The organism is Chryseobacterium gallinarum, assembly GCF_001021975.1.
GTDB classification, from domain to species: domain Bacteria; phylum Bacteroidota; class Bacteroidia; order Flavobacteriales; family Weeksellaceae; genus Chryseobacterium; species Chryseobacterium gallinarum.
Genome location: NZ_CP009928.1, coordinates 4,296,719 through 4,320,967, shown reverse-complemented (window position 1 = coordinate 4,320,967; position 24,249 = coordinate 4,296,719). Strand labels below are relative to the sequence as shown.

Annotated in this window: 34 protein-coding genes; 28 read left to right on the top strand and 6 right to left on the bottom strand. The window is 35.1% G+C overall.

Features of this window, described 5'->3' with window-relative positions; genetic code table 11:
- Positions 1-55 precede the first annotated feature (55 nt).
- Entirely contained in the window at positions 56-619 is a 564-nt protein-coding gene (locus tag OK18_RS19290) for a Crp/Fnr family transcriptional regulator (RefSeq protein WP_053329076.1), read from the bottom strand.
- Positions 620-628: 9 nt separating this feature from the next.
- Positions 629-1,588, bottom strand: a complete 960-nt coding sequence (locus tag OK18_RS19285; RefSeq protein WP_050020773.1) for a KpsF/GutQ family sugar-phosphate isomerase — start codon at positions 1,586-1,588, stop codon at positions 629-631.
- A 158-nt stretch (positions 1,589-1,746) separates the two neighbouring features.
- Here OK18_RS19285 and recQ point away from each other — a divergent pair, with 158 nt between their 5' ends.
- The 7 genes from recQ (at position 1,747) to lpdA (ending at position 9,513) form a co-directional block, all read left to right on the top strand.
- Entirely contained in the window at positions 1,747-3,951 is a 2,205-nt protein-coding gene (recQ, locus tag OK18_RS19280; protein ID WP_050020774.1) for a DNA helicase RecQ, read from the top strand.
- A 292-nt stretch (positions 3,952-4,243) separates the two neighbouring features.
- Positions 4,244-5,323 carry a glycosyltransferase gene (locus tag OK18_RS19275; protein ID WP_053329075.1) on the top strand — a complete coding sequence of 360 codons (1,080 nt, stop codon included), beginning with the start codon at positions 4,244-4,246 and terminating at the stop codon, positions 5,321-5,323.
- Position 5,324: 1 nt separating this feature from the next.
- The gene (locus OK18_RS19270; RefSeq protein WP_053329074.1) at positions 5,325-5,681 is read left to right on the top strand and encodes a DUF2489 domain-containing protein; all 357 of its coding nucleotides are present in this window, start codon (positions 5,325-5,327) and stop codon (positions 5,679-5,681) included.
- The gene (locus OK18_RS19265; RefSeq protein WP_050020776.1) at positions 5,681-6,817 is read left to right on the top strand and encodes a helix-turn-helix domain-containing protein; all 1,137 of its coding nucleotides are present in this window, start codon (positions 5,681-5,683) and stop codon (positions 6,815-6,817) included. Before OK18_RS19270 ends, OK18_RS19265 begins: the two co-directional genes overlap by 1 nt.
- A gap of 57 nt (positions 6,818-6,874) precedes the next feature.
- Positions 6,875-7,519: a DUF2306 domain-containing protein gene (locus tag OK18_RS19260; protein WP_053329073.1), complete on the top strand. Its 645-nt coding sequence runs from the start codon at positions 6,875-6,877 to the stop codon at positions 7,517-7,519.
- Positions 7,520-7,640: 121 nt separating this feature from the next.
- A complete protein-coding gene (locus OK18_RS19255) occupies positions 7,641-7,982 on the top strand; it encodes a hypothetical protein (protein ID WP_156173339.1) in 342 nt (113 codons plus the stop codon).
- A gap of 127 nt (positions 7,983-8,109) precedes the next feature.
- Positions 8,110-9,513, top strand: a complete 1,404-nt coding sequence (lpdA, locus tag OK18_RS19250; protein WP_053329071.1) for a dihydrolipoyl dehydrogenase — start codon at positions 8,110-8,112, stop codon at positions 9,511-9,513.
- A gap of 596 nt (positions 9,514-10,109) precedes the next feature.
- Here the strand turns inward: lpdA and OK18_RS19245 are convergent.
- Positions 10,110-10,883, bottom strand: coding sequence for a hypothetical protein (locus OK18_RS19245; RefSeq protein ID WP_053329070.1), 774 nt, complete (start codon positions 10,881-10,883; stop codon positions 10,110-10,112).
- Positions 10,884-10,950: 67 nt separating this feature from the next.
- Here OK18_RS19245 and OK18_RS19240 point away from each other — a divergent pair, with 67 nt between their 5' ends.
- From OK18_RS19240 to OK18_RS19145, 21 genes are all read left to right on the top strand, one after another.
- On the top strand, positions 10,951-11,169 hold the full coding sequence (locus OK18_RS19240; protein WP_053329069.1) for a hypothetical protein: 219 nt from the start codon (positions 10,951-10,953) through the stop codon (positions 11,167-11,169).
- A gap of 155 nt (positions 11,170-11,324) precedes the next feature.
- A complete protein-coding gene (locus OK18_RS19235) occupies positions 11,325-13,382 on the top strand; it encodes a hypothetical protein (protein ID WP_053329068.1) in 2,058 nt (685 codons plus the stop codon).
- Positions 13,375-14,325, top strand: a complete 951-nt coding sequence (locus tag OK18_RS19230) for an ATP-binding protein (RefSeq protein WP_053329067.1) — start codon at positions 13,375-13,377, stop codon at positions 14,323-14,325. Before OK18_RS19235 ends, OK18_RS19230 begins: the two co-directional genes overlap by 8 nt.
- Complete coding sequence (locus OK18_RS19225; protein ID WP_053329066.1) at positions 14,322-14,945, top strand: hypothetical protein; 624 nt, start codon at positions 14,322-14,324, stop codon at positions 14,943-14,945. Before OK18_RS19230 ends, OK18_RS19225 begins: the two co-directional genes overlap by 4 nt.
- Positions 14,946-14,947: 2 nt before the next feature.
- Positions 14,948-15,256 (top strand): hypothetical protein, encoded by a 309-nt coding sequence (locus tag OK18_RS19220; RefSeq protein WP_053329065.1) that lies wholly within the window; start codon positions 14,948-14,950, stop codon positions 15,254-15,256.
- The gene (locus tag OK18_RS19215; protein ID WP_053329064.1) at positions 15,243-15,446 is read left to right on the top strand and encodes a hypothetical protein; all 204 of its coding nucleotides are present in this window, start codon (positions 15,243-15,245) and stop codon (positions 15,444-15,446) included. The genes OK18_RS19220 and OK18_RS19215 overlap by 14 nt, the downstream gene beginning before the upstream one ends.
- Complete coding sequence (locus OK18_RS21520; RefSeq protein ID WP_167336374.1) at positions 15,443-15,616, top strand: hypothetical protein; 174 nt, start codon at positions 15,443-15,445, stop codon at positions 15,614-15,616. The genes OK18_RS19215 and OK18_RS21520 overlap by 4 nt, the downstream gene beginning before the upstream one ends.
- A complete protein-coding gene (locus tag OK18_RS19210; RefSeq protein ID WP_053329063.1) occupies positions 15,613-16,278 on the top strand; it encodes a hypothetical protein in 666 nt (221 codons plus the stop codon). The genes OK18_RS21520 and OK18_RS19210 overlap by 4 nt, the downstream gene beginning before the upstream one ends.
- Positions 16,279-16,337: 59 nt before the next feature.
- Positions 16,338-16,565 carry a hypothetical protein gene (locus tag OK18_RS19205; protein ID WP_053329062.1) on the top strand — a complete coding sequence of 76 codons (228 nt, stop codon included), beginning with the start codon at positions 16,338-16,340 and terminating at the stop codon, positions 16,563-16,565.
- A gap of 11 nt (positions 16,566-16,576) precedes the next feature.
- Entirely contained in the window at positions 16,577-16,942 is a 366-nt protein-coding gene (locus tag OK18_RS19200; RefSeq protein WP_053329061.1) for a hypothetical protein, read from the top strand.
- Positions 16,943-17,002: 60 nt separating this feature from the next.
- The gene (locus OK18_RS19195; protein ID WP_053329060.1) at positions 17,003-17,482 is read left to right on the top strand and encodes a hypothetical protein; all 480 of its coding nucleotides are present in this window, start codon (positions 17,003-17,005) and stop codon (positions 17,480-17,482) included.
- 170 nt (positions 17,483-17,652) lie between these two features.
- Entirely contained in the window at positions 17,653-18,069 is a 417-nt protein-coding gene (locus OK18_RS19190; RefSeq protein WP_156173338.1) for a hypothetical protein, read from the top strand.
- Positions 18,070-18,080: 11 nt separating this feature from the next.
- Positions 18,081-18,350, top strand: coding sequence for a hypothetical protein (locus OK18_RS19185; RefSeq protein ID WP_053329058.1), 270 nt, complete (start codon positions 18,081-18,083; stop codon positions 18,348-18,350).
- Entirely contained in the window at positions 18,347-18,925 is a 579-nt protein-coding gene (locus tag OK18_RS19180; RefSeq protein WP_053329057.1) for a hypothetical protein, read from the top strand. Before OK18_RS19185 ends, OK18_RS19180 begins: the two co-directional genes overlap by 4 nt.
- Positions 18,926-18,927: 2 nt before the next feature.
- On the top strand, positions 18,928-19,494 hold the full coding sequence (locus tag OK18_RS19175) for a helix-turn-helix domain-containing protein (protein ID WP_053329056.1): 567 nt from the start codon (positions 18,928-18,930) through the stop codon (positions 19,492-19,494).
- Positions 19,472-19,789 (top strand): hypothetical protein, encoded by a 318-nt coding sequence (locus OK18_RS19170; RefSeq protein WP_053329055.1) that lies wholly within the window; start codon positions 19,472-19,474, stop codon positions 19,787-19,789. Before OK18_RS19175 ends, OK18_RS19170 begins: the two co-directional genes overlap by 23 nt.
- A gap of 38 nt (positions 19,790-19,827) precedes the next feature.
- Positions 19,828-20,130 carry a hypothetical protein gene (locus OK18_RS19165; RefSeq protein WP_053329054.1) on the top strand — a complete coding sequence of 101 codons (303 nt, stop codon included), beginning with the start codon at positions 19,828-19,830 and terminating at the stop codon, positions 20,128-20,130.
- Between the two features lie 72 nt (positions 20,131-20,202).
- Positions 20,203-20,481 carry a hypothetical protein gene (locus OK18_RS19160; RefSeq protein WP_053329053.1) on the top strand — a complete coding sequence of 93 codons (279 nt, stop codon included), beginning with the start codon at positions 20,203-20,205 and terminating at the stop codon, positions 20,479-20,481.
- 50 nt (positions 20,482-20,531) lie between these two features.
- Positions 20,532-20,843: a hypothetical protein gene (locus OK18_RS19155; RefSeq protein ID WP_053329052.1), complete on the top strand. Its 312-nt coding sequence runs from the start codon at positions 20,532-20,534 to the stop codon at positions 20,841-20,843.
- The gene (locus OK18_RS19150; protein ID WP_053329051.1) at positions 20,831-21,034 is read left to right on the top strand and encodes a hypothetical protein; all 204 of its coding nucleotides are present in this window, start codon (positions 20,831-20,833) and stop codon (positions 21,032-21,034) included. The genes OK18_RS19155 and OK18_RS19150 overlap by 13 nt, the downstream gene beginning before the upstream one ends.
- Before the next feature lie 44 nt (positions 21,035-21,078).
- Positions 21,079-21,552 (top strand): hypothetical protein, encoded by a 474-nt coding sequence (locus OK18_RS19145; RefSeq protein WP_053329050.1) that lies wholly within the window; start codon positions 21,079-21,081, stop codon positions 21,550-21,552.
- A 288-nt stretch (positions 21,553-21,840) separates the two neighbouring features.
- On the opposite strand, the gene OK18_RS19140 is transcribed toward OK18_RS19145, so the two are convergent.
- The 3 genes from OK18_RS19140 to OK18_RS19130 form a co-directional block, all read right to left on the bottom strand.
- Positions 21,841-22,353: a hypothetical protein gene (locus OK18_RS19140; RefSeq protein ID WP_156173337.1), complete on the bottom strand. Its 513-nt coding sequence runs from the start codon at positions 22,351-22,353 to the stop codon at positions 21,841-21,843.
- 1 nt (position 22,354) lies between these two features.
- The gene (locus OK18_RS19135) at positions 22,355-22,912 is read right to left on the bottom strand and encodes a phage virion morphogenesis protein (protein WP_053329048.1); all 558 of its coding nucleotides are present in this window, start codon (positions 22,910-22,912) and stop codon (positions 22,355-22,357) included.
- 123 nt (positions 22,913-23,035) lie between these two features.
- Positions 23,036-24,127: a PBECR2 nuclease fold domain-containing protein gene (locus OK18_RS19130; RefSeq protein WP_053329047.1), complete on the bottom strand. Its 1,092-nt coding sequence runs from the start codon at positions 24,125-24,127 to the stop codon at positions 23,036-23,038.
- Between the last annotated feature and the right edge of the window lie 122 nt (positions 24,128-24,249).

Below are 24,249 nucleotides of genomic sequence, written 5' to 3'. Positions count from 1 at the left end.
TGAGGATTAGTATAAGGACATACCTCAAAAAAAAGATGTGATCCATGTCACATCTTTATGAATATAGCCGGCTTAATGTTTCTCTTGAAACTCCCAGATAACTGGCAATGAGCTGTTTGGGAATGTGATCTATAAAACCGGGGTATTGTCTGATAAAATCTTCATAACGTTCTTTGGCAGATTTACTCATTAACGAAAGAATCCTCTGCTGCAGAGCCACATATCCAAAGTTCGATTTTACCCTGAAAAAACGCTCCATCAAGGGAACTTCTGAGCAAAGAAGAGTAAGACTGGTATAAGATAGGGCATAAACCTCTGAATCTTCAATACAATCCACAGCTAAAGAGGAGATTTCTTGTTTAAAAAATCCTGCAAAATCTGAAATCCACCAGTTAGGCGCCGCAAACTGCAGAATATGTTCTTTACCTGAATCATCTATCACACTGCTTTTGAGAAAGCCTTTTTCAATCAGGTATATCTCATGAACGGGTTGATTTTCCTGAATCAGGAATTGTCTTTTCCGGAATTTCTTTTGGGTAAAAAAAGTCCGTACGGTTTCAAACTCTTCATCACTAAGGTCTGTTACCTGCCTGATATGGTTTTTCAAAAACTGGCTCATGAGAATGGATTAATTTATTCCTTCATCAAGCAGCTTATGCAGATCGATAATACCAAAATACTTCCCGTTTTCAGTGACAACAAGCTGCCCGATATTGTTTTCTTTTAATACTTTCATAGCTTCTTTAGCAAGCGCATCTTTTTCAATGGTTCTGGGATTTGCAGACATGATGTCTTTAGCAAGAACTTTACTGATGTCTTCTTCCTTCATGAGCATTCTTCTCAGATCTCCGTCTGTAATCACCCCGATAATCCGATCACCATTGGTAACTACTGTAATACCATGGCTGGAAGCACTGATAGAAATAATAACATCCCTGATGGGTGCATTTTCAGTCACCTGTGGCTTTTGAGAGGACAGAAATTGCTCTACCTTGGAAGTAAGATTTTTCCCGAGGCTTCCACCCGGATGAAATTTGGCAAAATCATTAGCTTTGAACTCATTGAGCTCCATTAGCGCTACAGCCAACGCATCTCCCAATGCCATCTGGATAGTAGTAGAACTTGTGGGAGCCAGTTTATTAGGGCAAGCTTCCACATCAACATGAGTATCCAGAATAACTTCAGAAAATTCAGCCAGCTTACTGTTTTTATTTCCTGTCATTCCGATCAGGGCAGAAGAGTAATCTTTTAAGTAGGGAACCAGGTTGGCTATTTCCGGAGAATTCCCGGAATTGGAAATGCACAGTACTACATCCTGTTTCTGTATCACCCCCAGATCTCCGTGGATAGCTTCTGAAGCATGAAGGAACTGTGAAGGAGTTCCGGTAGAGTTGAGAGTAGCTACAATTTTGTTTCCTACATGGGCAGATTTTCCTATTCCTACTACAATCAGTTTCCCTTTTGCTGAATGAATGATCTCCACAGCGCGGGCAAAATCGTCATTTATTCTGTTTTTTAATTTTTCTAATTCTGAAATCTCAATTTCTAAAGTACTTTTAGCAATTGTTATAATGTTGGTTCTATCCATTTTATGAAGATAATGTATACAAAAAAGTTCTTAAAAAACGTTATATTTTAAAAAGAATATTTAATATAAATTTTATTTTTTATAAATTCGTTCGCTTTTATTTTAAGCAGAAATTTTATAACTTTGGGTTATATGCAAATTTAGCAATAGAAAATTAGATGAGCGCAAAAAAAGCCAATTTATCAGGCGAATTGAAAAAGTATTTTGGATTTTCTACATTTAAAGGACAGCAGGAACAAATCATTGAAAACCTTTTAAACGGGAAAGATATTTTTGTACTGATGCCCACAGGAGGTGGGAAATCATTATGTTATCAACTTCCGGCACTGATTTCCGAAGGTACGGCAATCGTCGTTTCGCCCTTAATAGCATTAATGAAGAATCAGGTAGATGCAGTGAATGGCCTTTCATCTGATGATGGGGTAGCACATGTATTAAATTCATCATTGAATAAGACACAGACAAAACAGGTTTTTGATGACATAAAAAGCGGGAAGACCAAGCTTTTGTACGTAGCTCCGGAATCATTGATTAAAGATGATTATCTGGACTTTTTGAAAGAAGTTAAAATTTCTTTCTTCGCGATTGACGAGGCGCACTGTATTTCAGAGTGGGGGCACGACTTCAGACCGGAGTACAGAAATTTGAAAATGATCATTGATAAAATCGCAAATGTACCGGTGATTGCTTTAACGGCTACTGCCACTCCCAAGGTCCAGGATGATATCCAGAAAACTTTGGGAATGACTAATGCAATGGTTTTTAAAGAGAGCTTCAACCGTCCGAATCTGTATTATGAAGTATGTCCTAAAATTAATGTAGATAAGGAAATTGTTAAATTTATCAACCAGCATAAAGGAAAATCAGGAATTGTATATTGCCTGAGCCGGAGAAAAGTAGAAGAGTTTGCTCAGCTATTGCAGGTAAACGGAATCAATGCACTCCCTTATCATGCAGGACTTGATCAAAAGATAAGAGTTGCCAATCAGGATAAATTCCTGATGGAGGAAGTAGATGTCATTGTGGCAACCATTGCTTTCGGAATGGGAATTGATAAACCGGACGTACGTTTTGTGATCCATTACGACTTCCCAAAATCGCTGGAAAGTTATTACCAGGAAACCGGAAGAGCAGGAAGAGACGGAGGTGAAGGACACTGCCTGGCTTTCTACGATCCTAAGGATATTGAAAAACTGGAGAAATTTTTAGCCCAAAAACCTGTTTCAGAAAGAGAAATAGGATTGCAGCTTCTGAATGAAGTGGTAGGGTATGCCGAAACTTCAATGAGCAGAAGACAATATATCCTTTATTATTTCGGAGAGAGCTTTGATCCTGTGAATGGAGAAGGTGCAAAAATGTGTGATAATTCGTCTAATCCCCCAAAATTGAAGGACGCTACTTCCGATTTGAAAAAAGTTTTGGAACTTATCAGCAACACCGGAGAAAAGTTTAAAGCCAAAGATCTGATTTCTGTTATTGCAGGAAAAGAAACAGCGGTAACCAAGTCTTACAAGCTGGAACAAAATCCTTATTTCGGCTTTGGAAAAGAAGAGAAAGACAATTATTGGAAAACGATCCTGAGACAGGCAACTGTTCAGAATTTTTTACAGAAAGATATTGAAACCTATGGGGTTTTAAAGATTGCAGAAAAAGGCAAAAAAATGCTGGAAGGCAAATCCAAAGAAGTCTTTTTAATTGCTGAAGACCGGGAATTTGACCTTACTCAGGCTAAAGCCGATAGCGATCAGATACAGATGCAGGCGGGAGGAGGTCTGGATCAGAATCTCTTTAATCAATTAAAAGAGCTGAGGAAAAAAGTTGCCAAAAAACACGGGATCCCTCCTTATACGGTATTTATGGATCCGAGTTTAGAGGATATGACGGTTCAGTATCCTATCACTGTGGAAGAAATTATGAAAATTTACGGGGTAGGAGAAGGAAAAGCTAAAAAATACGGTAAGGAATTCGCAGATTTCATAAAAACCTATGTAGAAGATCACAATATAGAACGTACCCAGGATATGGTATTGAAACAGGTGGCTAATAAATCCAGCCATAAAGTTTTCATCATCCAGAGTACTGATAAGAAAATCGACCTTGAGGATATTGCGAGAGCTAAGAATCTTTCCATGGATGAGCTTTTGAAAGAAATGGAAAGAATTGTTTACCAGGGAACCAAGCTCAATATTGATTATTATATTGAAGATAATTTTGATGAAGACATTGTAGATGGTTTCATGGAGTTTATGAATGAATCCGAAAGTGATAGCATGAAGGTACTGCTGGATGAATTCGGGGATGAGCTTTCCGATGAAGAGGTAAGGATGCTGAGAATTAAATTCATTAGTGATGTTGCCAACTAAAGAGGAAATATCATTTATTTAAACTGTTTTTTAGAAAGAATAATAAAATATTGAGCAGAGCTGAAATTTTCTTCAGCTCTGCTTATTTATTACAGGGTCATCAAGAATAGAGGCTATTTTCAAAAAGTTGGGAATGAGCAACTTTTACACTTGATCAGAGCCTAGCTTTTTAACCCGGAATAAGTATTTTTGTGAATTATCGGTCGGATTGTAGAGCTGACCGTAGTTGATTAAAAAATCTTCGTTTCATCAATATTTGACACGTAATGAAACTTTTTAGTAACTTTAACTGATGAAAAAAATATCTGTCATATTTATTCTGCCGGACTTAGAAACCGGAGGTGCAGAAAGAATTGTTACTACTATAGCGAATCATCTTTCCAGGGATCGGTTTGATCCTAAGATCTTGCTGTTGCGTAAACAGGGCGGATATCTCAATTTCCTGAAAAAAGATGTTGAAATTATAGACATCAATACCGAAAGAATCAGACATTCATTAAAACCGATTTTAGGAGAAATTTACAGAAGGAAACCTGATGTTGTATTTTCCGGTTTTGGAGAAGTGAATGCTTACCTGGCGTTGTTTATCAAGCTTTTTCCCAGAACGAAATTTATTGCCAGGGAAACCAATGTAGTTTCACAACATGTGACAAGGAAGGAAATAAAATTCTTTTATAATTTTTACAATAATTATCAAAGAATTATTGCTCAAAGTGATGATATGATGAAAGATCTGATTGATAATTTTAATATTAAAAAAAAGAAAATCATCAAGATCAATAACCCTGTCGATTTTGAATTTATAGATGATAAATTGGCATTATCCATTAAGCCGGAAAGCTATAAATACAACTATAAACATGTAGTGGCTATTGGTAATTTATCAGCCAGGAAGGGCTTTGATAACCTGTTGAAAGTTTTTTCAAGGCTTAAAAATGAAAATATCCTTCTCCATATTCTGGGGGATGGAAAAGACAGGGAAGTCTTACTTCAGATGAAGGAATTTTTGGGCTTGAAAAATGTCATTTTCCATGGCAGACAGGAGAATCCGTATCAGTTTCTAAAGTATGCGGATCTGTTTATCCTTTCTTCAAGATATGAAGGATTTCCCAATGTACTTTTGGAAGCGGGTGCTTGTGGAACTTACTCGCTGGCCAATAACTGTCCGGGAGGAATTAACGAAATCATCCAGCACAATGTGAATGGTGAAATTGCCAATATTGAAGATTATGAAAGCTTTGCCCAAAAGATAATCAACGTGATGCACCAGGATAATAATCGTGATGCTATAAAAAACTCGATTAAATCTAGGTTTTCAAAAAATATTATTCTGGATAAATACGAAAAAGTACTACTGGACCTTATCAAATAATATGAATAAATTTGAAGAACTGAAACGGAACCGATATATCAAAAAGATGCATTCCAATGCCATCGCGATGTCTACCAGGCAGATTGACCTCCGGGAAGGATGTTTGAAGATGGAATATTTTTATGATCAGATTGAATATATTCAGTCTCTGGAAGGAGTTGATATTGATATTTTCGAAGAGTTTTCTTCAAAAACCAGCTTTTTCCCTTTATCCAAAGAACGGGAGGTTTATAATCAGGAATATTTATCTAAACTGGATGCCAGATTATCAGCAATTACAGATCAATACTATGATCGGGTAGTACAGAAATGTGAAGAACTTATTAATAAACTGCAGTATATCAAAACGATTATCTAATGTTGATATTGGGAAGCGTTGCTTTTTCGGGGATCATTATTGCATTCATGTGCATAGCATTGCTGTTTTCCAAAAAGAAAAATGTTTCTTCAGATTATTACCTTATGGTTTGGCTGTTGGTAGGGGCCGCTAATCTTGCCTATTATTTATTTCCATCTTTACTTCCTGAGAAAGTTCAGGCTTTCGGGTTTGCGCTTCCGGTATTAAGTATGGGAATGCTTTATCTTTACGTTATTTCAATTACTTTTAATATTCCGTTTCGTTCAGACTATCTGATCAGGCATTCTTTGTTCTTTCTGGGGTACAGTTTGTTTTTTATCGGGATTTCAATATTCTACAGCCGTATAGGGTTTAAAAATAGTATTCCTTATTTTACTGAAAAGGATCAAAACGGATTATTGAATCTGATAACATTTCCAATGGCTGTTGTGCCGGTGGTTTATATTGTTTTATGTTTTCTTGCTTTGAAAAAATATCAGAAAATGCTCCCTGAATATTATTCAGCACTTGAAAAGATCAATCTTAACTGGCTGAAGTATATTATTATTTCCTTAATTATCCTTTTTATTGGAGTTTTCTGCATGATTGCATTAGGAACACGAACGGATGTGATTCCTTTTGATAAGATTTTTCAAATTGTTGCTGTAGTACAAAGCGGATATTTATTCTGTATTGTATTCTTTAGCTTAAGACAGAGTATTGTGTTCCATCAGCAGACAACTCTTACTGAAGAGATCATCCTGAAACAGGAAGAGAAATCCGACGTTATGAATAAAAACAGTTCCGATGGTATTTCTCAAAAGCTTTTAGAATTCATGGAAACAGCTAAACCTTATCTGGATGAAGAGCTGAGTCTGCAGAAACTGTCTTCATTAATGAATATTTCCACCCATCAGCTTTCGCAGACTATAAATCAAGGACTCAATACGAATTTTTACAAGTTTGTGAATGCTTACAGAATAGAAGAGGTAAAGGAAAAACTGAAAGATCCTGAATTTGAAAAATATTCAATCTTAGGCATTGCATTTGAGTCAGGCTTTAATTCAAAATCTACTTTCAATAAGATCTTTAAAGAAGAAACAGGGATGACGCCTTCTGAGTTTAAGAAGTCCGGATCTGTCAAAAAAGAGTCCTAACCGATCATTTAGGACGATCAAACCTGTGTTTTATAGGAGTTTTGCCATCAAAAAATTATGGACACACCTCTTCATTTAAGTAATATTGTTGTGCATGTTATCAGTGGAACCATCGCACTCATTGTCGGATTTTTGATTCTGTTTAAAACAAAAGGAACACCTCTGCATGTAAAACTCGGAACCCTTTTTATCTATTGTATGATTGTTGTGGTAACGACTGGAGCTTTCGGAGTCATTGTATTTAAAAGAAACCTGTTCCTGTTATTAATTACTGTATTGGCAGCCTATAATACGTATTCCGGATTCCGGGTTTTAAAAGAAAAATCAAACCGTTTTTATTTAAAAGACCTTTTGGCCATGTTGGGTGCTTTAACCATTGCTTTGGTGTTTGTGTATTATCTTAAATTCATAGGCTTTTATTGGAACCCTGTAGTCATTTACTCCGGAGTAGGATATTTGCTGTTGGTGGTTTCTTATGATGTTTTTCGGTATTGTATTCCGGCATCCCGATATGGCAATTTGTGGCGCTATGAGCATTCCAGTAAAATGATCAGTGCAATGGGAGCGCTTTTATCTGCTTTTGTAGGAACTCTTTTGCCGGATTATAAACCCTATAGCCAGATTTTACCGTCTTTGGTTATGATTTTGATTATGATTTTTTTCAACATTAAAATTTACATCCGATTGAAAAACAAGATGTAAGACCGAGTAATTAGATGTTTTGTATGTAAAAGAACCATTTACTTGAGGTATACTGTTGATTGTAATTTCAGGTTGATGGGTTTTTAGTATTTTTGTGCCTCAAATAAGAAATACAATGAATATGATTCCTAAAATAGGGTGCGCTTGTGAAAAACCAGACCATAATTATACTGAATTTAGAAGCTCTGAACTAGGTATTGATCATACTAACGGAAGACATGGAGAAGTAACAATTCAGCAATGCAAATTATGCCAGAGAATATGGGTCCATTATTTTGTTGAATATGAGCATTATTCCAAATCAGGAAGATGGTACAAAGGAATTGTCTCCAAAAAAAAACGTTCACAGATCACTCCGGAAAATGCAGTAGAATATCTTGAAAGCCTTGAATGGTATGTTTATGGAGGTTCATTTTTTGATAGTACGGGAACTATCGGACAAGGCAGAGTACGGGTAGATTGATCACCGCGTTAAGGTATTTAAATTTTTTTGATCTCAAAATTGATAAAACTCACTTTGGTGCTTGGTAATTTATATGTAAATTTGTGAGACTTAAGTAAGATAATAATAAACAAATTCATAAAATAACATGAGTCAATTCGATGTTACCGTAATAGGTTCTGGTCCTGGTGGTTATGTAGCTGCAATCCGTGCAGCACAGTTAGGTTTCAAAACAGCAATTATTGAAAAATATTCAACTTTAGGCGGAACTTGTCTTAACGTTGGATGTATTCCGTCAAAAGCGCTTCTTGACAGCTCTGAGCATTTCGAGAATGCAAAGCATAATTTTGCAAGCCACGGGATTATTATTAATGAACCTCAGGCAGATATTGCAAGAATAATTGAGCGTAAAAATGAAGTAGTGGATCAGACAACCAAAGGGATTAACTTCCTGATGGACAAAAATAAAATTACTGTTTTTGAAGGGGTGGGAAGCTTTGAATCTGCTACCCAGATCAAAATCACTAAAAAAGACGGTTCTTCTGAAACGATTGAATCTACATATACCATTATTGCAACAGGTTCCAAGCCATCCAGCTTACCTTTCATCTCTTTGGATAAAGAAAGAATCATTACTTCTACGGAAGCTTTAAATCTTAAAGAAATCCCTAAGCATTTAGTAGTGATCGGAGGAGGAGTAATCGGTCTTGAACTGGGATCTGTTTACTTAAGATTAGGAGCTCAGGTAACCATTGTTGAATTCATGGATAAAATTATTCCGGGAATGGATGGAGCTTTAAGCAAAGAATTGACTAAAGTTCTTAAAAAACAAGGAATGAAGTTCATGCTTTCTACAGCAGTATCTGCAGTTGAAAGAAATGGGGATACAGTAAAAGTTACAGCTAAAGATAAAAAAGGAGAAGAGGTAGTTGTAGAAGGAGATTATTGTTTGGTTTCTGTAGGAAGAAGACCTTATACAGAAGGTCTGGGCCTTGAAAAAGCAGGCGTGGAACTTGATGAAAGAGGAAGAGTAAAAGTAAATGATCATTTACAGACTAACGTAGCCAACATCTATGCTATCGGAGATGTAATCAAAGGAGCAATGCTTGCTCACAAGGCAAGTGAAGAAGGAACATTGGTTGCTGAAATATTGGCAGGCCAAAAACCACATATTAACTATAACTTAATCCCTGGTGTTGTTTATACATGGCCTGAAGTAGCAGGTGTAGGTAAAACTGAAGAACAGCTGAAAGAAGAAGGAGTTGCTTACAAGGTAGGTTCTTTCCCAATGAGAGCATTGGGAAGAAGCCGTGCAAGTGGTGATGTTGATGGACTTGTTAAGATTATTGCAGATGAAAAAACAGATGAGGTCTTAGGAATGCATATCATAGGAGCAAGAGCTGCCGATCTTATTGCAGAAGGCGTGATTGCTATGGAGTTCCGTGCTAGTGCCGAAGATATTGCAAGAAGTTCCCATGCACACCCAACATATGCTGAAGCAATTAAAGAAGCAGCATTGGATGCTACAGGAAAAAGGCCTATCCACATATAGGATTTGATTAAATAATCATACATATAAAAAGAGAAATCAGTTTTTGGTTTCTCTTTTTTTGTAAAAAATTACATAATCTTATAGGGCTTAATACTGAATGTCTAAAACTAAACAATATCAAAAAAGCCCAAAAAAGCCGATAAACAAAAGGATTCCGTCCAAAAGGCGGCCATAATAGTTAGTGAAACTGAATGTCATTTGCTACCATTTTACTACCATTTAAACCTGATTTCAATACTATTTAAACATCCTTATGGGATGTTTTCTTTATTTATACTTTAAAATAGCTTTAAAATAGCTTAAAATAAGATTTTTATAATAATGACGCCAGCTTTTAGAGTATGTAAAAAGACAATTATTTTATGAGCTAATGTCTATTTAATCTTATGCATAGAAATGGTTAAAAGATACTATTAGGGATACCTTTAGGGATACTATATCAGTACATAAAAACCATTATATTACTATGTATTTATACCTTAAATCAGTTTTAAGTGTTGTAAAAATAGCGTTTTGATACCCTATTTTTCAATATAGATCATGTGTAAAATATTCAAAATGAGCAATTTACGCTTGCTTGATGTATTGTAGGGGGGCTATTTTAAAGTTTTTCGTTTTATTTCCTGTAATTCAGCTTCCAAATCATTCATTCTATCATAAATATCTGCTGGATCAGGTAATTGAAAATTGAGATGAAGTTTGACTTCCCAAACTTCTTTTATTGTTGCTGGGTCGATGTTTTGTGTGGGATAGCTCCTTCTATTGTCGGATTTGCAAATTAGATTATTATACTTGTTAATACGATTAATACATCTCTTTACTAGTCCGTCCTCTATCTCATTTGAAATAATAGCATAAACTTGATTGTCTTTTATCCCTGCTTCCCAATTTTCAACAAACTGTCCTACAACATAGCTTTTATTGGGTAATGTTGGAAACATAGAGTTACCTTCGATCTCAAACATTCTAAATATTCCATTGTTTAACCCCGGCATCCTATAAGAGGGTAATTTCTTTATAAAATCAGGATTATTATAACCTGTCAAATATCCAGCTTTTAGTTTATGAGGAACTAGAACAATATTATCATTGTTGTGAGAATCGACGGTCACAATTTGTGGTTGTAAAATAGTCTCTTTTGTCTTATTTGATGTAAAACTGTTTATAGGATGTTCTCTATAATAATCATCAAAAAAGAAATAAACATTTTTGTTTATAGCTTCTGCGATTCTTATCAAAAAAGATGTTTTAATATCTTTACTTTTAAGTTTGCTTTGCAAATCTTGTGGTGTTATACCTAATTTTTCTGCAATTTCAACTAATTGAAAACCTGTTGATTCTATTTTTTTTCGTAAAAATTCGCCGTTCACAATAAATAAATTTGTTTATTATAAATAAAAGTGTTTACTTTGTCTCATTGAAAATACAAAATAAGCAATGGACAAACGTACAAAAAAAAGAAAGAACTACAATGAGGGTATCCTCATTATTCTAAAGGAAAAATACGGATACTCTTTTGACTACATAAGAAAATGCCTACGAGGTGACCGTCCCGGAGAAATGGCTGATGTTCTTAAAAAAGAATATACAGTATTGGAAAACGAAGCAAAAAAAGCAATTAAAGAAAAGTCAGACTCACTAAAATCTATAAAATGAAAAAGCTATTTCAAACAATTTTTTGTCACAAGACTATTGATGTAATAGATGCTGTGACAGGTAAACAGCAAAAAGCAACTTATATAATGCTTTTTGGCCTTCTACTAAATGTAATTTATAAATCTATCGATTAAATAAACACAGTTTAAAACAAAATGTATCAATTCTATCATAATACTTTAACCATTCCTGCAAAGGCTTTATATGAAGACCTGTCTGTAATGACAGAACCTAACTATAAGAAGCATTGCCGTGAGGGAAAAATTAATCGTGTTAGAATGGGTAAAGGACTTGATAATTATGCCTTAGTAGAATTTAACAGCATTCCTGAGCGTTTTCGTGTTCAGATTGTTAAAAAACTAGGTTACCCACCAAAGAAAAACACTCAAAATTTAATTCTTAACTATTACAAGGATGATTACGAGGCTGTAGACTTTTTCTCTTACTATTTGCTGGATGAATACAGAACCTTATCAACAGAAAAGCAGGACGAATATGTAAAAAATGCTCAGATGCTTCAGGCAGTGGACCAATTTGTAAAAGAAACTTTGTCTTTTATAAAGAGTAGAAATGGACGCAGAGGGTTAACCGATATCTGGAATGATACAGCTGCTGCTGTAGCGGAGGTAAAGGATGAAATAGGGCACACACTGCCAAAATCAGCCAGAAGATTAAAAGAAAAGCTAGAGGATTTTAAGAAAGGAGGTTACTCTGTACTTGTTTCAGAGAATTTCGGGAACAAAAAAGCCTCCAAGGTAAAAGACTCTGAACAGGAAGCTTTGCTCAGAACTTTACTAAGAGATCACAGGTCATTAGATAATGAGCAAATAGCAATGATATATAATGCTGTAGCAAAATTACAGCAGTTCCCGGAGCTTACTGCTTCAACCATTGGTAATTATCGTAAAAAATGGAATCTGCAAGTTATGGCGGGAACAAAAGGAGAAAAAGGCTTTGATAATGAACTGGCCATGCATGTTAAGAGGAAAGCTCCATCTATTCCGATGGCTTACTGGACAGTAGACGGCTGGGATGCAGAATTATTGTATCAAAAGTCTACCGTAAATCTGAAAGGCAACAAGGAAACAACGTATCATAACCGATTGACGATTGTGGTGGTTCTGGATCCGTTCAGTAAATACCCTGTCGGATATGCTATCGGTACTCATGAAAACTCAGACCTTATTAAAAAAGCATTAAGAAACGCTGTAAAGCATACCGAGGAACTATTCGGGGCTAAGCATAAAGTTTTACAAATACAGTCTGACCGATATTCTATTAAGGAAATGACTCCTTTTTATGAGATGGTTTCCACAAAATTTACTCCGGCAAAAGTAAAGAACTCAAAATCAAAAGTGATTGAGCCTTGGTTTAAATATTTTAACAAAACATACTGCCAATTAGCTCCGAACTGGAGTGGTGAAGGTATAAAATCAAAAACACAGCCTAACGATGAATACCTGAACAAAATACGACATTCTTTCCCTAACGAAGAGGGATGTATGATGCAGCTCGTTAGAATGATTGAAATGGACCGTGAAAAATTAAGGGATCAATATATACAGGCTTATGCGAATATGCCGGAAAAAGCTAAAAAAGTGGTTTCTGATAAAGAATTCTTACTGCATTTCGGGGAAACTACCGGATTCACCAATAAATTAAGCCATAACGGTTTACATGTAGCGATCAACGGTAGAAAAATGGAATATGACAGTTTTGATGTCAACTTTAGAATGAACGCCCATCTTGACTGGACTATAAAATATGACAGTGATAACCTACAGGAGGTATTAGCATACAGCGAAGAAAAGCAGATCAGCTTTATGCTTACCCAGAAATACGTCCAGCCGATGGCACTGTATGACCGAAAAGAAGGAGACAATGAAGAGCTTCAAAAGGTTCTAAACTTCAATAAGGAAACAAAACAGATGATTGTGGAGAGTGTGGCAGAGGACAGTAAGATCGTCAATCAAATGTTCACTCAAAACCCAGAATTAGACCAAACATTGGCTAAGATGCTGATTGTAGACAGCAAAGGACAGCATAAGGACCAAAGGAACTCCAAACGGATGGAGAATGCTAAAAAGATTGTTGAGAAACAAAACAAAAAACAGCAGACCATTGAGCAACGCAGCTGGGATGAGGAGCAAATGGATTACTTAAAAAATAAAGAAATAGACTTTTCAAAATATTTAACCAATACCGATGAATAATACTACCAAAGACCAAATAATAACTGCTCTTGAAGAGTGGATGAAAGAAAACGAATATTCAGCGAATGAATTTGCTGCAAAATCTGGAGTACCGAGCAATTACCTTTCTTATATGCGAAGAAATATTTATTTCATCAATGCAAGCGGAAAGGATGTAGAGATCGACGATAAGTATTTCAGAATGATCTGTGATACCATAGATTTTGACCCAGACAATAAAGTGGCATGGACACCAAGACAGACTCCGCAATTCATGCAGATGATCTCTTATCTTACAGATGCTAAAAACTTCGGTTATACAAATATAATTATTGGAGGAACCGGAAGCGGTAAAACTTACTGCACAGATATATTTATCAAACAGAATCCTAAAGATGTATTTAAAATCACTGTTGGATCACTGGACACTATTACCGATCTGTTAGACAAAATAGGTATTGCCATGAGGTTGCCTTTAGCCGGATCACCTTCCAAAAAGCTTAGAACTATTACAAAGGAAATTTTGAAATTAAAATTAGACGGCAGAAACCCGATGATTATCTGGGATGAGTCCGAATATTTAAAGCAGGCAACCTTGTGTAATATCAAAGAGCTTCACGATAACCTTTACGGTAAATGTGCCTTAATCCTTATCGGAACAAATCAACTCATCGCAAAAATTGAAAAGCTGAAAAATAAGAATGCAGCCGGAATGCCACAGTTCTACCGCCGTGTAAAATATGGAATTCGTGAATTAAAACCTATTGATACAAGGTTTAAAGAGTTTTTAACCAGCATTGCAGACCGGGAATTGAAACGGTTTTTACAAACTGAGTGCGAGAATTACGGGGAGCTTCACGATGCTTTACTTCCCGCAATGCGTGAAGCTGAACGCCTGAATGAACCATTGACAGAGAATTTGGTGAGAAAAGTACTTGACCTCCCTAAACTTGCGACAATATGAGAAAAGCCATTTCATCAACAGACCTGTTAGCAAAAAAATATGATCTGATTACATGGGATGGTGAATGGTATGACAATTTCGATGAGCCTGAGGCCTCGGGTTCCTGGTTTATCAGTGGTCAGTCTGGTAATGGTAAAACATCTTTTATGCTGGAACTGGCAAAAGCCTTATCGAAATTTGACCGGGTACTTTTCAACTCTCTGGAAGAGGGAACGTCCCGAACTATGCAGCAGGCGTGGAAAAGACATAATGTATCAGATTGCGGACGGCAAATACAACTCATCAAAGAAAAATACGAAGAGCTTAGAGCAAGGCTCAGAAGACGCAAAAGCCCCCGCTTCATTATTACAGATAGTTGGCAATATGCGGAAATGACTTTCGCTCAATATTTAGCCTTAAAAGAAGAGTTCCCGGATAAACTTTTCATATGGAATTCTCAAATGGACGGAAATAAACCTCTCGGGAAGACAGCAATCAGAATTCAATTTGATGCAGATTTGAAAATATGGGTTGAGGGTTTCAAGGCTTTTTCAAAAGGACGATACCTGGGAAAATATTATGCGGATGGATTTACCATCTGGGAAGAAGGAGCTAAAAAATACTGGTCTGAAACGGGATAATCATGGAAAAAGAAATTTTAAAAAAGGTTTTACAGCTTGACAGTCTGATAGGCTTTTTAAGCTGGCAGGAACGGGTCCAAATCCACCTTTATAATGATAATGACACTATAACATCTAAAAAAGTTTTGGCAGCTTTTATGTGGATTTTAAAAGAAAACTGGGAACCCCCTGAAATGAATTATGGACAGGACAGGCTTTTATATTGGTATGATCCTGATTCTGAAATATGGTTTTTAGATGAAGACTATCTCAAAATATACCAAGAATACAAAGAAGAACTAACACAATTAAAATATTATGACAGAAAATGAAGTAATTGAAGCGTTAACAGAATTACTCGAAGCTTCAAAAAATTATGAAAATACTACTCGTCTTGTAGCAGCGAAGTTAAAATCTAACAGCAATTTAGAATTATTAAGTATGAAAGAGCGTAATCCTAAAATTAAGCGACTTATAAATGAATATGAAGAGGTGTATACTAGAATAAATAATGAAATATGAGCTTAGAATTTTTCCCACTGACAATTGAAGAGCTGGAAGAGATCATTAAAGGATTAAAGGTCAGATTAGAGGATGATAGTTTTCAGGAAGAATGGGTTAAAATCCATGATGAGCTGATGTTCAGAGAGCAACAATTAAAAGATTTAACAATACAAAACGAAACTTTATGACAACAATAGACTTAAATAACCTGACTGCTGATCAGAAAAAACAAATAGCAGCACAGATCGCCCAAGAAGAAAAAGAGAAGAAAGCCAAAAAAGCCCAGGATAAGAAGCTACTAAAATCTATGGAAAATGAGGTAGTCCTTGGCCAGATTGATTATTTCGTAGACAAACGAGATGATATCGAAAACAGGATTACCAAGTTATTTGAAAATATTGATCCGGTTATAGGACTACGGGCAGAGGTTTACGGAAATGAAAAACGCAATCAGGACAGCCATACTTTTACTCTCGATGATGGTACAGCAAGCATAAAAATAGGCTGGAATGTACGTCCGTCATTCAATGGTACAGAAGCGGAGGGAATCGTGAAAATAAGGCAATATATGGCTTCTCTAACTGGCCACAGCGAAAATGAAAAAATCCTTATGGATTTCTTAAACATAGCTCTAAAAACCGATGCCCAAGGTAATTATGACCCGAAGAAAGTAAGAGAGCTAAATAAAATGAGGGAAAAAGCTAATAGCGAATTATTCAATGAAGGTATGGATATCATAGATGAGGCGCAGATCGATATCAAAACCTCCCGATATGTAAGAGGTTTTAAGATGGTGGATTTCGGAGATGGTATCAGTAAACGTGTAAATTTTAATTTCTCAATCGACTAGCCATGATAGCTGAAGCAACCTCCGTATTACTTTGGAAACTCGATAAATATTTATAACAAATGAAAACAAAGGAAACTGTCGAAAAAACAATTGCAATTTCAGTAGTAATAATTTCAGTCTTCATTATTGCATTTTTTGCTCTCATGATCACTCATGAATACTATAAAATACAGTATGAAAAGATCGAAATAAAAAACGGAAATCTGCTAAATAAGGTCTTAGAATTAGAGTATAAGACCGTAAAACTAAAGTACAACGAATATAAAAACGATTTAAACAACAATTAAAATTATCATTTATGAAAAATTTATCATTAGGAGAAAAGAGGATGCGCATCAATTTTTCTTCACAAAAACCAGGTAATACTTATTACATCAAAAGAAATGCGGCCGAAATAATCAATGTTTTAGAAGCGTTCAAAATCGATCCCCGTAATAACGAAAACATCGAAAACGCTAGATTAATTGCTATTGCTCAAACAGAAATAGAAAAAGCGGCTGAAATAGCCGTAAAAGCTGTAACGGATGGTTCCGAAAACGAAAAAGATTTAATCTCATTCGGGAACTTTGTTCTTTCTGAAGAAAGGGATCAATATATCAGTCAGAGAGAAAATCGCGGCAGGGTGCACCATTCAGATTTGGCAAACTGGAAAGATTCACTTTAAAACTTCCCAAACGGTTTTTATCGGCGGTTCGATTCCGCCGATGGGAGCAAAAAGAAAATTATGAAAGCATTAATCGCTTGTGAATACTCAGGAATCGTAAGGGAAGCATTTAAAGCCAAAGGTTGGGATGCAACCAGTTGTGATATACTTCCTACCGAAATTTCAGGAAAGCATTATCAGGGAAATGTTTTTGACATAATTAATGACGGATGGGATTTGATGATTGCCTTTCCTCCGTGTACTTACCTAACCGTAGCTGCAAACAGGCATATCCCAAATAACCCTGAGCGTTGGCAGAATCAGACAGACGCTTTAAAATTTGTTTATGATCTAATGAATGTAGACATTAATCATATTGCTATTGAAAACCCTATAGGTGTTATTTCGACCTATATAAGAAAGCCGGATCAGATCATACATCCTTATTATTTTGGAGACAACATTCCAAAGAAAACCTGTCTTTGGCTTAAAAATTTGCCTCTGTTAAAATATTCTTTACAGGATAATTTATTTGAAACGAAAACTGCGGTTGAACCTTAATACATCGAGTACAATAGTAGTAAAACTAAATCAGGTAAAAGCAAACATAGTGTTTTTGGGAAGCTAGGGAAAGGATGCGGAAAACAACGCTCAAAATTTCATCAGGGAATTGCGGATGCAATGGCAGATCAATGGACAGAATATTATTTAAACAAATAAAAATCATAAATATGGCAACACTTAAAAAATTAATGACACTTCTTTCCAAAGAAGGTCTGCTCGAGCAAAGAGCAGATATTATTAAAGAATGGACTTGCGGACGTACCACGTCTGCAAAAGAACTTACTCCGGCAGAAATTACAGCTATGTGTTTTGTCCTGGAAAAAGACAGTCAGGAAACATTAGACAAAAAACGTAAACGTGTAATTGCAGCTATTTTCGGTCTATTCAATAAAATGAATAAACCGGCTACAATAGAATATGTGAAAGGTATTGCGTGCAGAGCCGCAAAAGTAGATAGTTTTAATAAAATATCATCTACACGATTAGACAGCCTATATAATGCCTTTCTCACCGCCAAAAAGGATTTGGAATATTCCAAAAGACTTGTAGAGGGATATATTTTTGAACAAACTAACTATAACTAAATTTTATAAAAATGGAAATGCCTGTACCGTGCCCTAGATGTGATGAATGGATAGAACTTCATTCTACAAGAAAATCACCATTGACGGAAGAATTACTTTGCGACGAATGTTTTTCTGTTGAAGATCAAGTAAATGATTATAAAGAAGAAATAGAAGACATTCAGTGTGATTTAGAAAATCACACTGAATACATGAAAGGTGATCGTCGTGGTTGGAAAAAGAAAGTTAAAGAATTGAAAGAAAAAATAAAAAAATTAGGATTTGATTTTGAAGAGCTATGATATTACCTTTTTCTACACAGTTAAACGGAAAACCGACATACTTCCCTGAAAGAATAATTTTAGGGCTTTGGGTAAATAATCTAATATCTAAAGATAAAGCGTTTGAATTATTTAATCCGCAAATTTTTGAAAAGATTATCCCGGAAGAATATCAGGAAGCCGACAAGGTGAATTTTGCGACAATTCATAAAATTGAATTTGACAATACAATTTATCATCGTGAAAAAATCCATACAATAAGAGAAGATAAGACAAACCGATGGAAGTCAGGAGTAATGATTGATTTCTTTATCAACTCCCGAAAACCTAATATGTTTCGATTTGCTCCAAAAATTCCCGTTGTATCTGTACAGGATTTCGAGATACAATATTATTCAAATTCTGCAATGGTTTCTATTGATGGCGAATGGTACGGAGACGCTTTTTTTGATGATTTTAAAACTCTTGAAGGCTACAATGTTGATTTAGAAAATTTGGCTATAAACGATGGATTTGAAAGTCTTGAAGAATTTTTTAAATATTTTGATAAAGATTTTAAAGGAAAAATTATTCACTGGACAGATTTTAAATATTAAGTATGGATAAAGGAAATTTAGATTTTAGAATAGATACAAATCAGTTTTTAAATGAGATTGCTGATTGTGCAATTCCTCAATCAATGGGTGTGTTGAAAATTCCGCTTAATATTTTTAAAAATTTATTAGCGCAGACAGCACAGAGGGCAACGGAGATTAACGATCCAAAATTAAACATTTTAATGCTAAAATTAGGGCTTTACGAGGTGTCTCCTTTCGATATACCAAAGGCAATTGAAAATCAGGAGAAAATAATACACATGAAAAGTAAATTTCATATTCCTAGACTTGTCGTGATGATATGTAAAGTTTTAGATATTTCAACAAAGCAGCTGCGATCAAGCAATAGAAGACAAGATTTTTGTGATGCCAGGAAAATTATTTGCTACATATTGAAATCCAAAGGCCTAACCTATGAACATATAGGTAGGATTTTAAATCGTGATCACAGTACTGTAATTTACAATTTGAATGAATATGATCTGATGATCAACTGCAATCGAGAATTTAAACATAAAGTATCTGTTGTTAATAAATTATTGGAAAATGAAAATAGAACTAAAAATTAATAGAGATCAGCTTAATGCTATTAATACGATAATGGCTCCGTTGGATGTGATTAATTTTCAATCGCTTCCTAGATCCGGAAAATCTAATCTTGCTGCTTGTGTTGAACTGAGACATAAATTTTTACAAAAAAGCATAAAACAGCAACATAATCATAAACCTTTTAAAATATCAATTCCTTATTATTTGGCGGAACACTTACTGCATTACCTAAGTAATTTCAAAGGAAATTTATCGCCATTTGATGCTAATGCCGGACTGATAATTATTAATCAATTACATCAAAAATTACTATGAGAATATTTGTAGCAAAACATCAGAAATAAGGGCTTAAAATGACGTTTAAATATGGTTTAAATAGTGTTTTAAAGTCTATGGAGTTTGACGGTGATTGGCTGGTGGAAGGAATAGAAAGAGTAAAGATGATATTTCCATCCAGCACGGAGAAAATGCTTACCGAGATGCAGAACCAGAAACAGGATAGCAAATGGATATTTGCAGAGCTTACGGAGGTTTCTTTTGAGGCTTTTTATAAAGATACCCAAAAAAGGTCGGAAGAAAAGAAGATACACAAAAGGCATGGAATAAATTATCAGAGGCGGACCAAATGGAAGCAATCCTTTTTGTTTCAGAATTGATCAGATTAAAAAATGACGGGACAGCATTCCCATATCCTGCAACTTACCTGAATAAAAAATATTGGAAATAAAATGATTCGTCTGACTGAAAAAGGTAAAGAAATTATAGACCTTGAAATTAAAATGAACTTTGTACAGATAGAAATAGTTAATTTTTTACAAAAGAAAGGCTATGAAATTAAAGGGTTTACAATGTTTTTCCCAGCTGTAGAAGAAATGCTGGTAAGCGAACCTGCTTATAGACATTACACTATTACAGCAACCAAACCCGGTGAAAAGCAGAGTGAAAATAATCATTATCTACATGTCTTTGAAAAAGAGTTGAAAAATACTTTAAAAGAATTTAAATAGATTACGGAAAACCGTTTCCGGAAAAAAAAATGATACAATAAATTTGTTTCATGAGACAGGTAGAGTATAGAATAAATTCACAGAATGATACAGTTGAACTGATTTTATTAGCATTTAAAGAATTATCCATAGGTATTGGAATTTCAGCTCTATGCGATATTGAAATATTAAGAGGAGATTACTCTTCTACTATAGTATTAACAAATAAGAGCGAAAAAGAATTTAAACATTCGGACTTTTTTTGGTTCGGCTATTTTGTAGGAAGAGATTTTGAAGAAAAAGAATGTGAAAAATGTAAGACAAAAAAAATAGCTGTATTAAAAAAAATCAAATCAAAAAAACAAAATAAATGTCAAAATTAAAACGAAAAATTACTCTTACTATTGAATTTGAGATTGATAATAAATTAGTAAGGAGTAATGATAAAACCGAGCTCGAGTATAGCCTTTTAGATGTACTTAAAGAAGCTTTAAACGAAGATAGATTGATCATTAAAGAAACAGAGATAAACAGCACTTCTGAATTGTTTTTTGATGTAATAATTATATCCTAACAAAAAGTTAATTGATTATATTTGTGAAAAAAATAATTTCCAAAATGAAAAAACTATTTTTTTTACTATTATCATGTATAGCATTTGGGCAGAATATTGAGCTTTTAAAAAAAATACATCACGGAGATAAAACACTTCCTGATTTAGTGGCAAATGAATTATTTCCTGGTTATAAGTTGGTTGGAAATTATAAAGCTGAGCCTACTGTTTTTTATGAATATTTACCGGATACCAGTACAGAGAATGATTTAATAGAATATCATAAGAACGGAGCGATAGACAAGCGGATAGAAACAACATTTCAAGATTATGATACAACCTATGTTTTTAGGTCTATTAAGGCAAATTGTAATATAATTCTGAGTTTATGGAAAAAAGAAATAAATCCCAAACAAGAATATGAAGATATTAGACTTGGATTTACTTATGAAAATAAAGAGAATAAAATATATTATTATTTTACACATAATGGAGAAAATACATGCTCTATTACAAACAAAAAGTTATTTATAGAATAAACCCGCAATTTAGCGGGTTTTTTAATGCATTATAACGCCGACTTGACTTGTATATTTATGGATTGTACTTTTGTCTCAAATGGCGTACAATCGTAGAAATTATATAAAGCGGGCAAAATATATTATATCGGTTTACAACCAATATAAGCACGCCGATGTACCCGATACCAGAATTCTCAATAATTACTTTCCGCAGCACAATATTTATCTGTCTTATCGCCAATGGATGAATATTAAAGGAATGGTTTTCCCTTCGCAGGAAACTTCCCAACAGCTCTCACTCTTTAACTAATCTTTGATTTCTCCTTTAAAAGAGAATACTACCTCTTTATACTCTTCATCAATTGGGGTGTAATCTTCATATTCCGTGCTATAAGTAAGCTGTCTTACTCTTAATCCAATATCATTATTATTCTGGCTTTTTACATTCGTCCTTATCAGCGGCGAAAAATAATCCAGATGCCATTTTTGCAGGCATTTATGCAGCTTCTGTTCAACCTCCAAATATTCCAGACCTTTCATAATAACCTGTTTCGGGGCTTTATGCCAGGTCTGGCTGTAGGTATCGAATATTAACTGAAAGGTAATAGGAACTGCTCCGAGCTGTGCTCCCCCGGATAAATTGCTATAATCGGAATTTGGAAAATCTATCAAACAGGCAGGATAAGATAAAGGCGGCCTTTCATGCTCTCCGGTCTGTCCGAGCTGCCCTAAATCCTGATCTATATAAGTGATTTCTGGAACCTCCTGTGATATTCTTTCCTGAAGGTCCATTAGTATTTGTGAAAAAAAATAATCCATATTATTTCATTATTTGGTTAATATCTCTCGCCACTTCTCTTAATATCGCATTGTTAAGTACAGGGCTCGGACTTTTAGTGGTTGGAATAAACTGTCTTTGCGGTAGGTTAATTTTTCGTGTATGTCCTTTAACCGAGTTTTGCCCTGTTTTCATGGTCATGGTCCGGGTGCGTTCTTTTCCGGTTTTTGTAAACTTTCCGGTTCCTACTTTTGTTTTGGAATATTTATTCCGGGTATGGGTTTTTACACTTACTTCTCCCTTATATCCTTCATTGTGAACCTTGGCATATGGCATCGTATTTTTAATGGTAACCTGTCCCGGTTGTGTAGTGAAATAAGTTGCTGCCCTCAGCTTTCCGGTTTTTACAAGAACGGTTCCACCCCTTTTATTAGGTTTCCATTTTTTAAAAGAAGTACCCTGGAAGCCCTGAGCCCTAAAATTACCATTAACAAACCGTAGGGCAATATTACCCGCTTTTGATGGAAAACGGTTTGTTGCATAATTTTTTAGTTCATTGGCCTTTCTGTTAATTGCTGCGCTAAAGTCCTGAGGATTCATATATTAAAAAAAGTTTGTATATTTGTCTTGTTGGTATGAGTGCCGGATTTAGGCTTCCTAACCCGATGAGCTAAATTCCTTGTGCATACCTATAGAAACGGACCTTTTGAGGTTCGTTTTTTTTTATCGGTACATCAGGATTCCTTTTCGGGCTTCTCCTAATTTATTGAGCTCCGATTTATCGTCTTTTTCAATTAAGAACATTGTTTCGGCTTTGTTGTTTTCATTTACTACCAGCTTTAATGTTCCATTTTCATAATATTTTAGATAAATTTTGGTATTACTATCTTTATGGTTCATCCAGACTTCGTCGGGGTTTTTTAAAACATTTTTTACTTCGGTAGCATACTCATATCTTTTGTCAGCCTCCTTTCTGATAATATGATGTTTAAAATAGTCGGATTCCCTTCCTTTTTTGCCGGAAGCACTCTCCAGAATAATTTCATTACCCAGGATATCTTTAATAGAAATATCATTTTCGTTACTTTTAGGTTGTTTCTCCCACCAATTCAGATAATCTTCTTTTGTGGTTATCTTATAGGCAGGCAGCTCTTCTGATCTTATTTTAGCCAGATCAGGCATTCCGTATTGTTCCCAACTCAGATTGAGTTCCTTTCCCCTGGAGTTCACAAAATATGGATGGTTATCCTTGAATATGACTTTTGACAGTCCTACATTATTATAAAATGGAGTGTCCTTATTTTCCGCTTTTAGCTGGTTTCCGGCCTCCTTATCCGTTAAACGGTTCTGATACCCTGCTTTTCCGGGAGTGGCTATACATCTGCATCCCCAGCCGTTAGGTGGATAATTATTGATCCAGAACGGATGGCTTTTTGGAGCGGTATATTTGTCTAATGCAGCGTGTGAGGGCCTTACATGGCTGTCTCCAGCTGTTGAGTATTGTAAAATTTCATCCTCTGCATAGCGCTCCCATTGGTCTGCCATAACCGCAGAATAATAAGCATTTTCATATTCTGCCTCTAAAAATTTCTTATTAAAAATTTCTCCTGTATCTGCTATTTTTTTGATATAGGAACTTTTTCCCAGGATAGAGCCGTCTTCCCCAATCATCATATCCCTATAATACTGCATTTGGGTGAAAGATTTAGCGGCGGAAAAGGCGTAAATATTCTGCTTTAGTTTTTCAGTCAGCCTCTTTCTGGCTTGGTCATCAGTTAAATTATCATCTCCGATACCTTTATCTATGGCAGCCAAAAGTTTTCCGGCAGTCTTTAGGTGTAAACCTGCATTAATGGCAATACCATTATTTTCAAGGAGCTCCTTAGCAATTTCATTGTAGATATCATCCCAGTTATCTTCTGCGTCGGAGAGGTCTT

What these genes read in the sequence shown, in the direction of transcription:
- OK18_RS19290 (WP_053329076.1), bottom strand. Translation starts at nt 619, where the DNA reads ATGAGCCAGTTTTTGAAAAACCATATCAGGCAGGTAACAGACCTTAGT.
- OK18_RS19285 (WP_050020773.1), bottom strand. Translation starts at nt 1,588, where the DNA reads ATGGATAGAACCAACATTATAACAATTGCTAAAAGTACTTTAGAAATT.
- recQ (WP_050020774.1), top strand. Translation starts at nt 1,747, where the DNA reads ATGAGCGCAAAAAAAGCCAATTTATCAGGCGAATTGAAAAAGTATTTT.
- OK18_RS19275 (WP_053329075.1), top strand. Translation starts at nt 4,244, where the DNA reads ATGAAAAAAATATCTGTCATATTTATTCTGCCGGACTTAGAAACCGGA.
- OK18_RS19270 (WP_053329074.1), top strand. Translation starts at nt 5,325, where the DNA reads ATGAATAAATTTGAAGAACTGAAACGGAACCGATATATCAAAAAGATG.
- OK18_RS19265 (WP_050020776.1), top strand. Translation starts at nt 5,681, where the DNA reads ATGTTGATATTGGGAAGCGTTGCTTTTTCGGGGATCATTATTGCATTC.
- OK18_RS19260 (WP_053329073.1), top strand. Translation starts at nt 6,875, where the DNA reads ATGGACACACCTCTTCATTTAAGTAATATTGTTGTGCATGTTATCAGT.
- OK18_RS19255 (WP_156173339.1), top strand. Translation starts at nt 7,641, where the DNA reads ATGATTCCTAAAATAGGGTGCGCTTGTGAAAAACCAGACCATAATTAT.
- lpdA (WP_053329071.1), top strand. Translation starts at nt 8,110, where the DNA reads ATGAGTCAATTCGATGTTACCGTAATAGGTTCTGGTCCTGGTGGTTAT.
- OK18_RS19240 (WP_053329069.1), top strand. Translation starts at nt 10,951, where the DNA reads ATGGACAAACGTACAAAAAAAAGAAAGAACTACAATGAGGGTATCCTC.
- OK18_RS19235 (WP_053329068.1), top strand. Translation starts at nt 11,325, where the DNA reads ATGTATCAATTCTATCATAATACTTTAACCATTCCTGCAAAGGCTTTA.
- OK18_RS19230 (WP_053329067.1), top strand. Translation starts at nt 13,375, where the DNA reads ATGAATAATACTACCAAAGACCAAATAATAACTGCTCTTGAAGAGTGG.
- OK18_RS19225 (WP_053329066.1), top strand. Translation starts at nt 14,322, where the DNA reads ATGAGAAAAGCCATTTCATCAACAGACCTGTTAGCAAAAAAATATGAT.
- OK18_RS19220 (WP_053329065.1), top strand. Translation starts at nt 14,948, where the DNA reads ATGGAAAAAGAAATTTTAAAAAAGGTTTTACAGCTTGACAGTCTGATA.
- OK18_RS19215 (WP_053329064.1), top strand. Translation starts at nt 15,243, where the DNA reads ATGACAGAAAATGAAGTAATTGAAGCGTTAACAGAATTACTCGAAGCT.
- OK18_RS21520 (WP_167336374.1), top strand. Translation starts at nt 15,443, where the DNA reads ATGAGCTTAGAATTTTTCCCACTGACAATTGAAGAGCTGGAAGAGATC.
- OK18_RS19210 (WP_053329063.1), top strand. Translation starts at nt 15,613, where the DNA reads ATGACAACAATAGACTTAAATAACCTGACTGCTGATCAGAAAAAACAA.
- OK18_RS19205 (WP_053329062.1), top strand. Translation starts at nt 16,338, where the DNA reads ATGAAAACAAAGGAAACTGTCGAAAAAACAATTGCAATTTCAGTAGTA.
- OK18_RS19200 (WP_053329061.1), top strand. Translation starts at nt 16,577, where the DNA reads ATGAAAAATTTATCATTAGGAGAAAAGAGGATGCGCATCAATTTTTCT.
- OK18_RS19195 (WP_053329060.1), top strand. Translation starts at nt 17,003, where the DNA reads ATGAAAGCATTAATCGCTTGTGAATACTCAGGAATCGTAAGGGAAGCA.
- OK18_RS19190 (WP_156173338.1), top strand. Translation starts at nt 17,653, where the DNA reads ATGGCAACACTTAAAAAATTAATGACACTTCTTTCCAAAGAAGGTCTG.
- OK18_RS19185 (WP_053329058.1), top strand. Translation starts at nt 18,081, where the DNA reads ATGGAAATGCCTGTACCGTGCCCTAGATGTGATGAATGGATAGAACTT.
- OK18_RS19180 (WP_053329057.1), top strand. Translation starts at nt 18,347, where the DNA reads ATGATATTACCTTTTTCTACACAGTTAAACGGAAAACCGACATACTTC.
- OK18_RS19175 (WP_053329056.1), top strand. Translation starts at nt 18,928, where the DNA reads ATGGATAAAGGAAATTTAGATTTTAGAATAGATACAAATCAGTTTTTA.
- OK18_RS19170 (WP_053329055.1), top strand. Translation starts at nt 19,472, where the DNA reads ATGAAAATAGAACTAAAAATTAATAGAGATCAGCTTAATGCTATTAAT.
- OK18_RS19165 (WP_053329054.1), top strand. Translation starts at nt 19,828, where the DNA reads ATGACGTTTAAATATGGTTTAAATAGTGTTTTAAAGTCTATGGAGTTT.
- OK18_RS19160 (WP_053329053.1), top strand. Translation starts at nt 20,203, where the DNA reads ATGATTCGTCTGACTGAAAAAGGTAAAGAAATTATAGACCTTGAAATT.
- OK18_RS19155 (WP_053329052.1), top strand. Translation starts at nt 20,532, where the DNA reads ATGAGACAGGTAGAGTATAGAATAAATTCACAGAATGATACAGTTGAA.
- OK18_RS19150 (WP_053329051.1), top strand. Translation starts at nt 20,831, where the DNA reads ATGTCAAAATTAAAACGAAAAATTACTCTTACTATTGAATTTGAGATT.
- OK18_RS19145 (WP_053329050.1), top strand. Translation starts at nt 21,079, where the DNA reads ATGAAAAAACTATTTTTTTTACTATTATCATGTATAGCATTTGGGCAG.
- OK18_RS19140 (WP_156173337.1), bottom strand. Translation starts at nt 22,353, where the DNA reads ATGGATTATTTTTTTTCACAAATACTAATGGACCTTCAGGAAAGAATA.
- OK18_RS19135 (WP_053329048.1), bottom strand. Translation starts at nt 22,912, where the DNA reads ATGAATCCTCAGGACTTTAGCGCAGCAATTAACAGAAAGGCCAATGAA.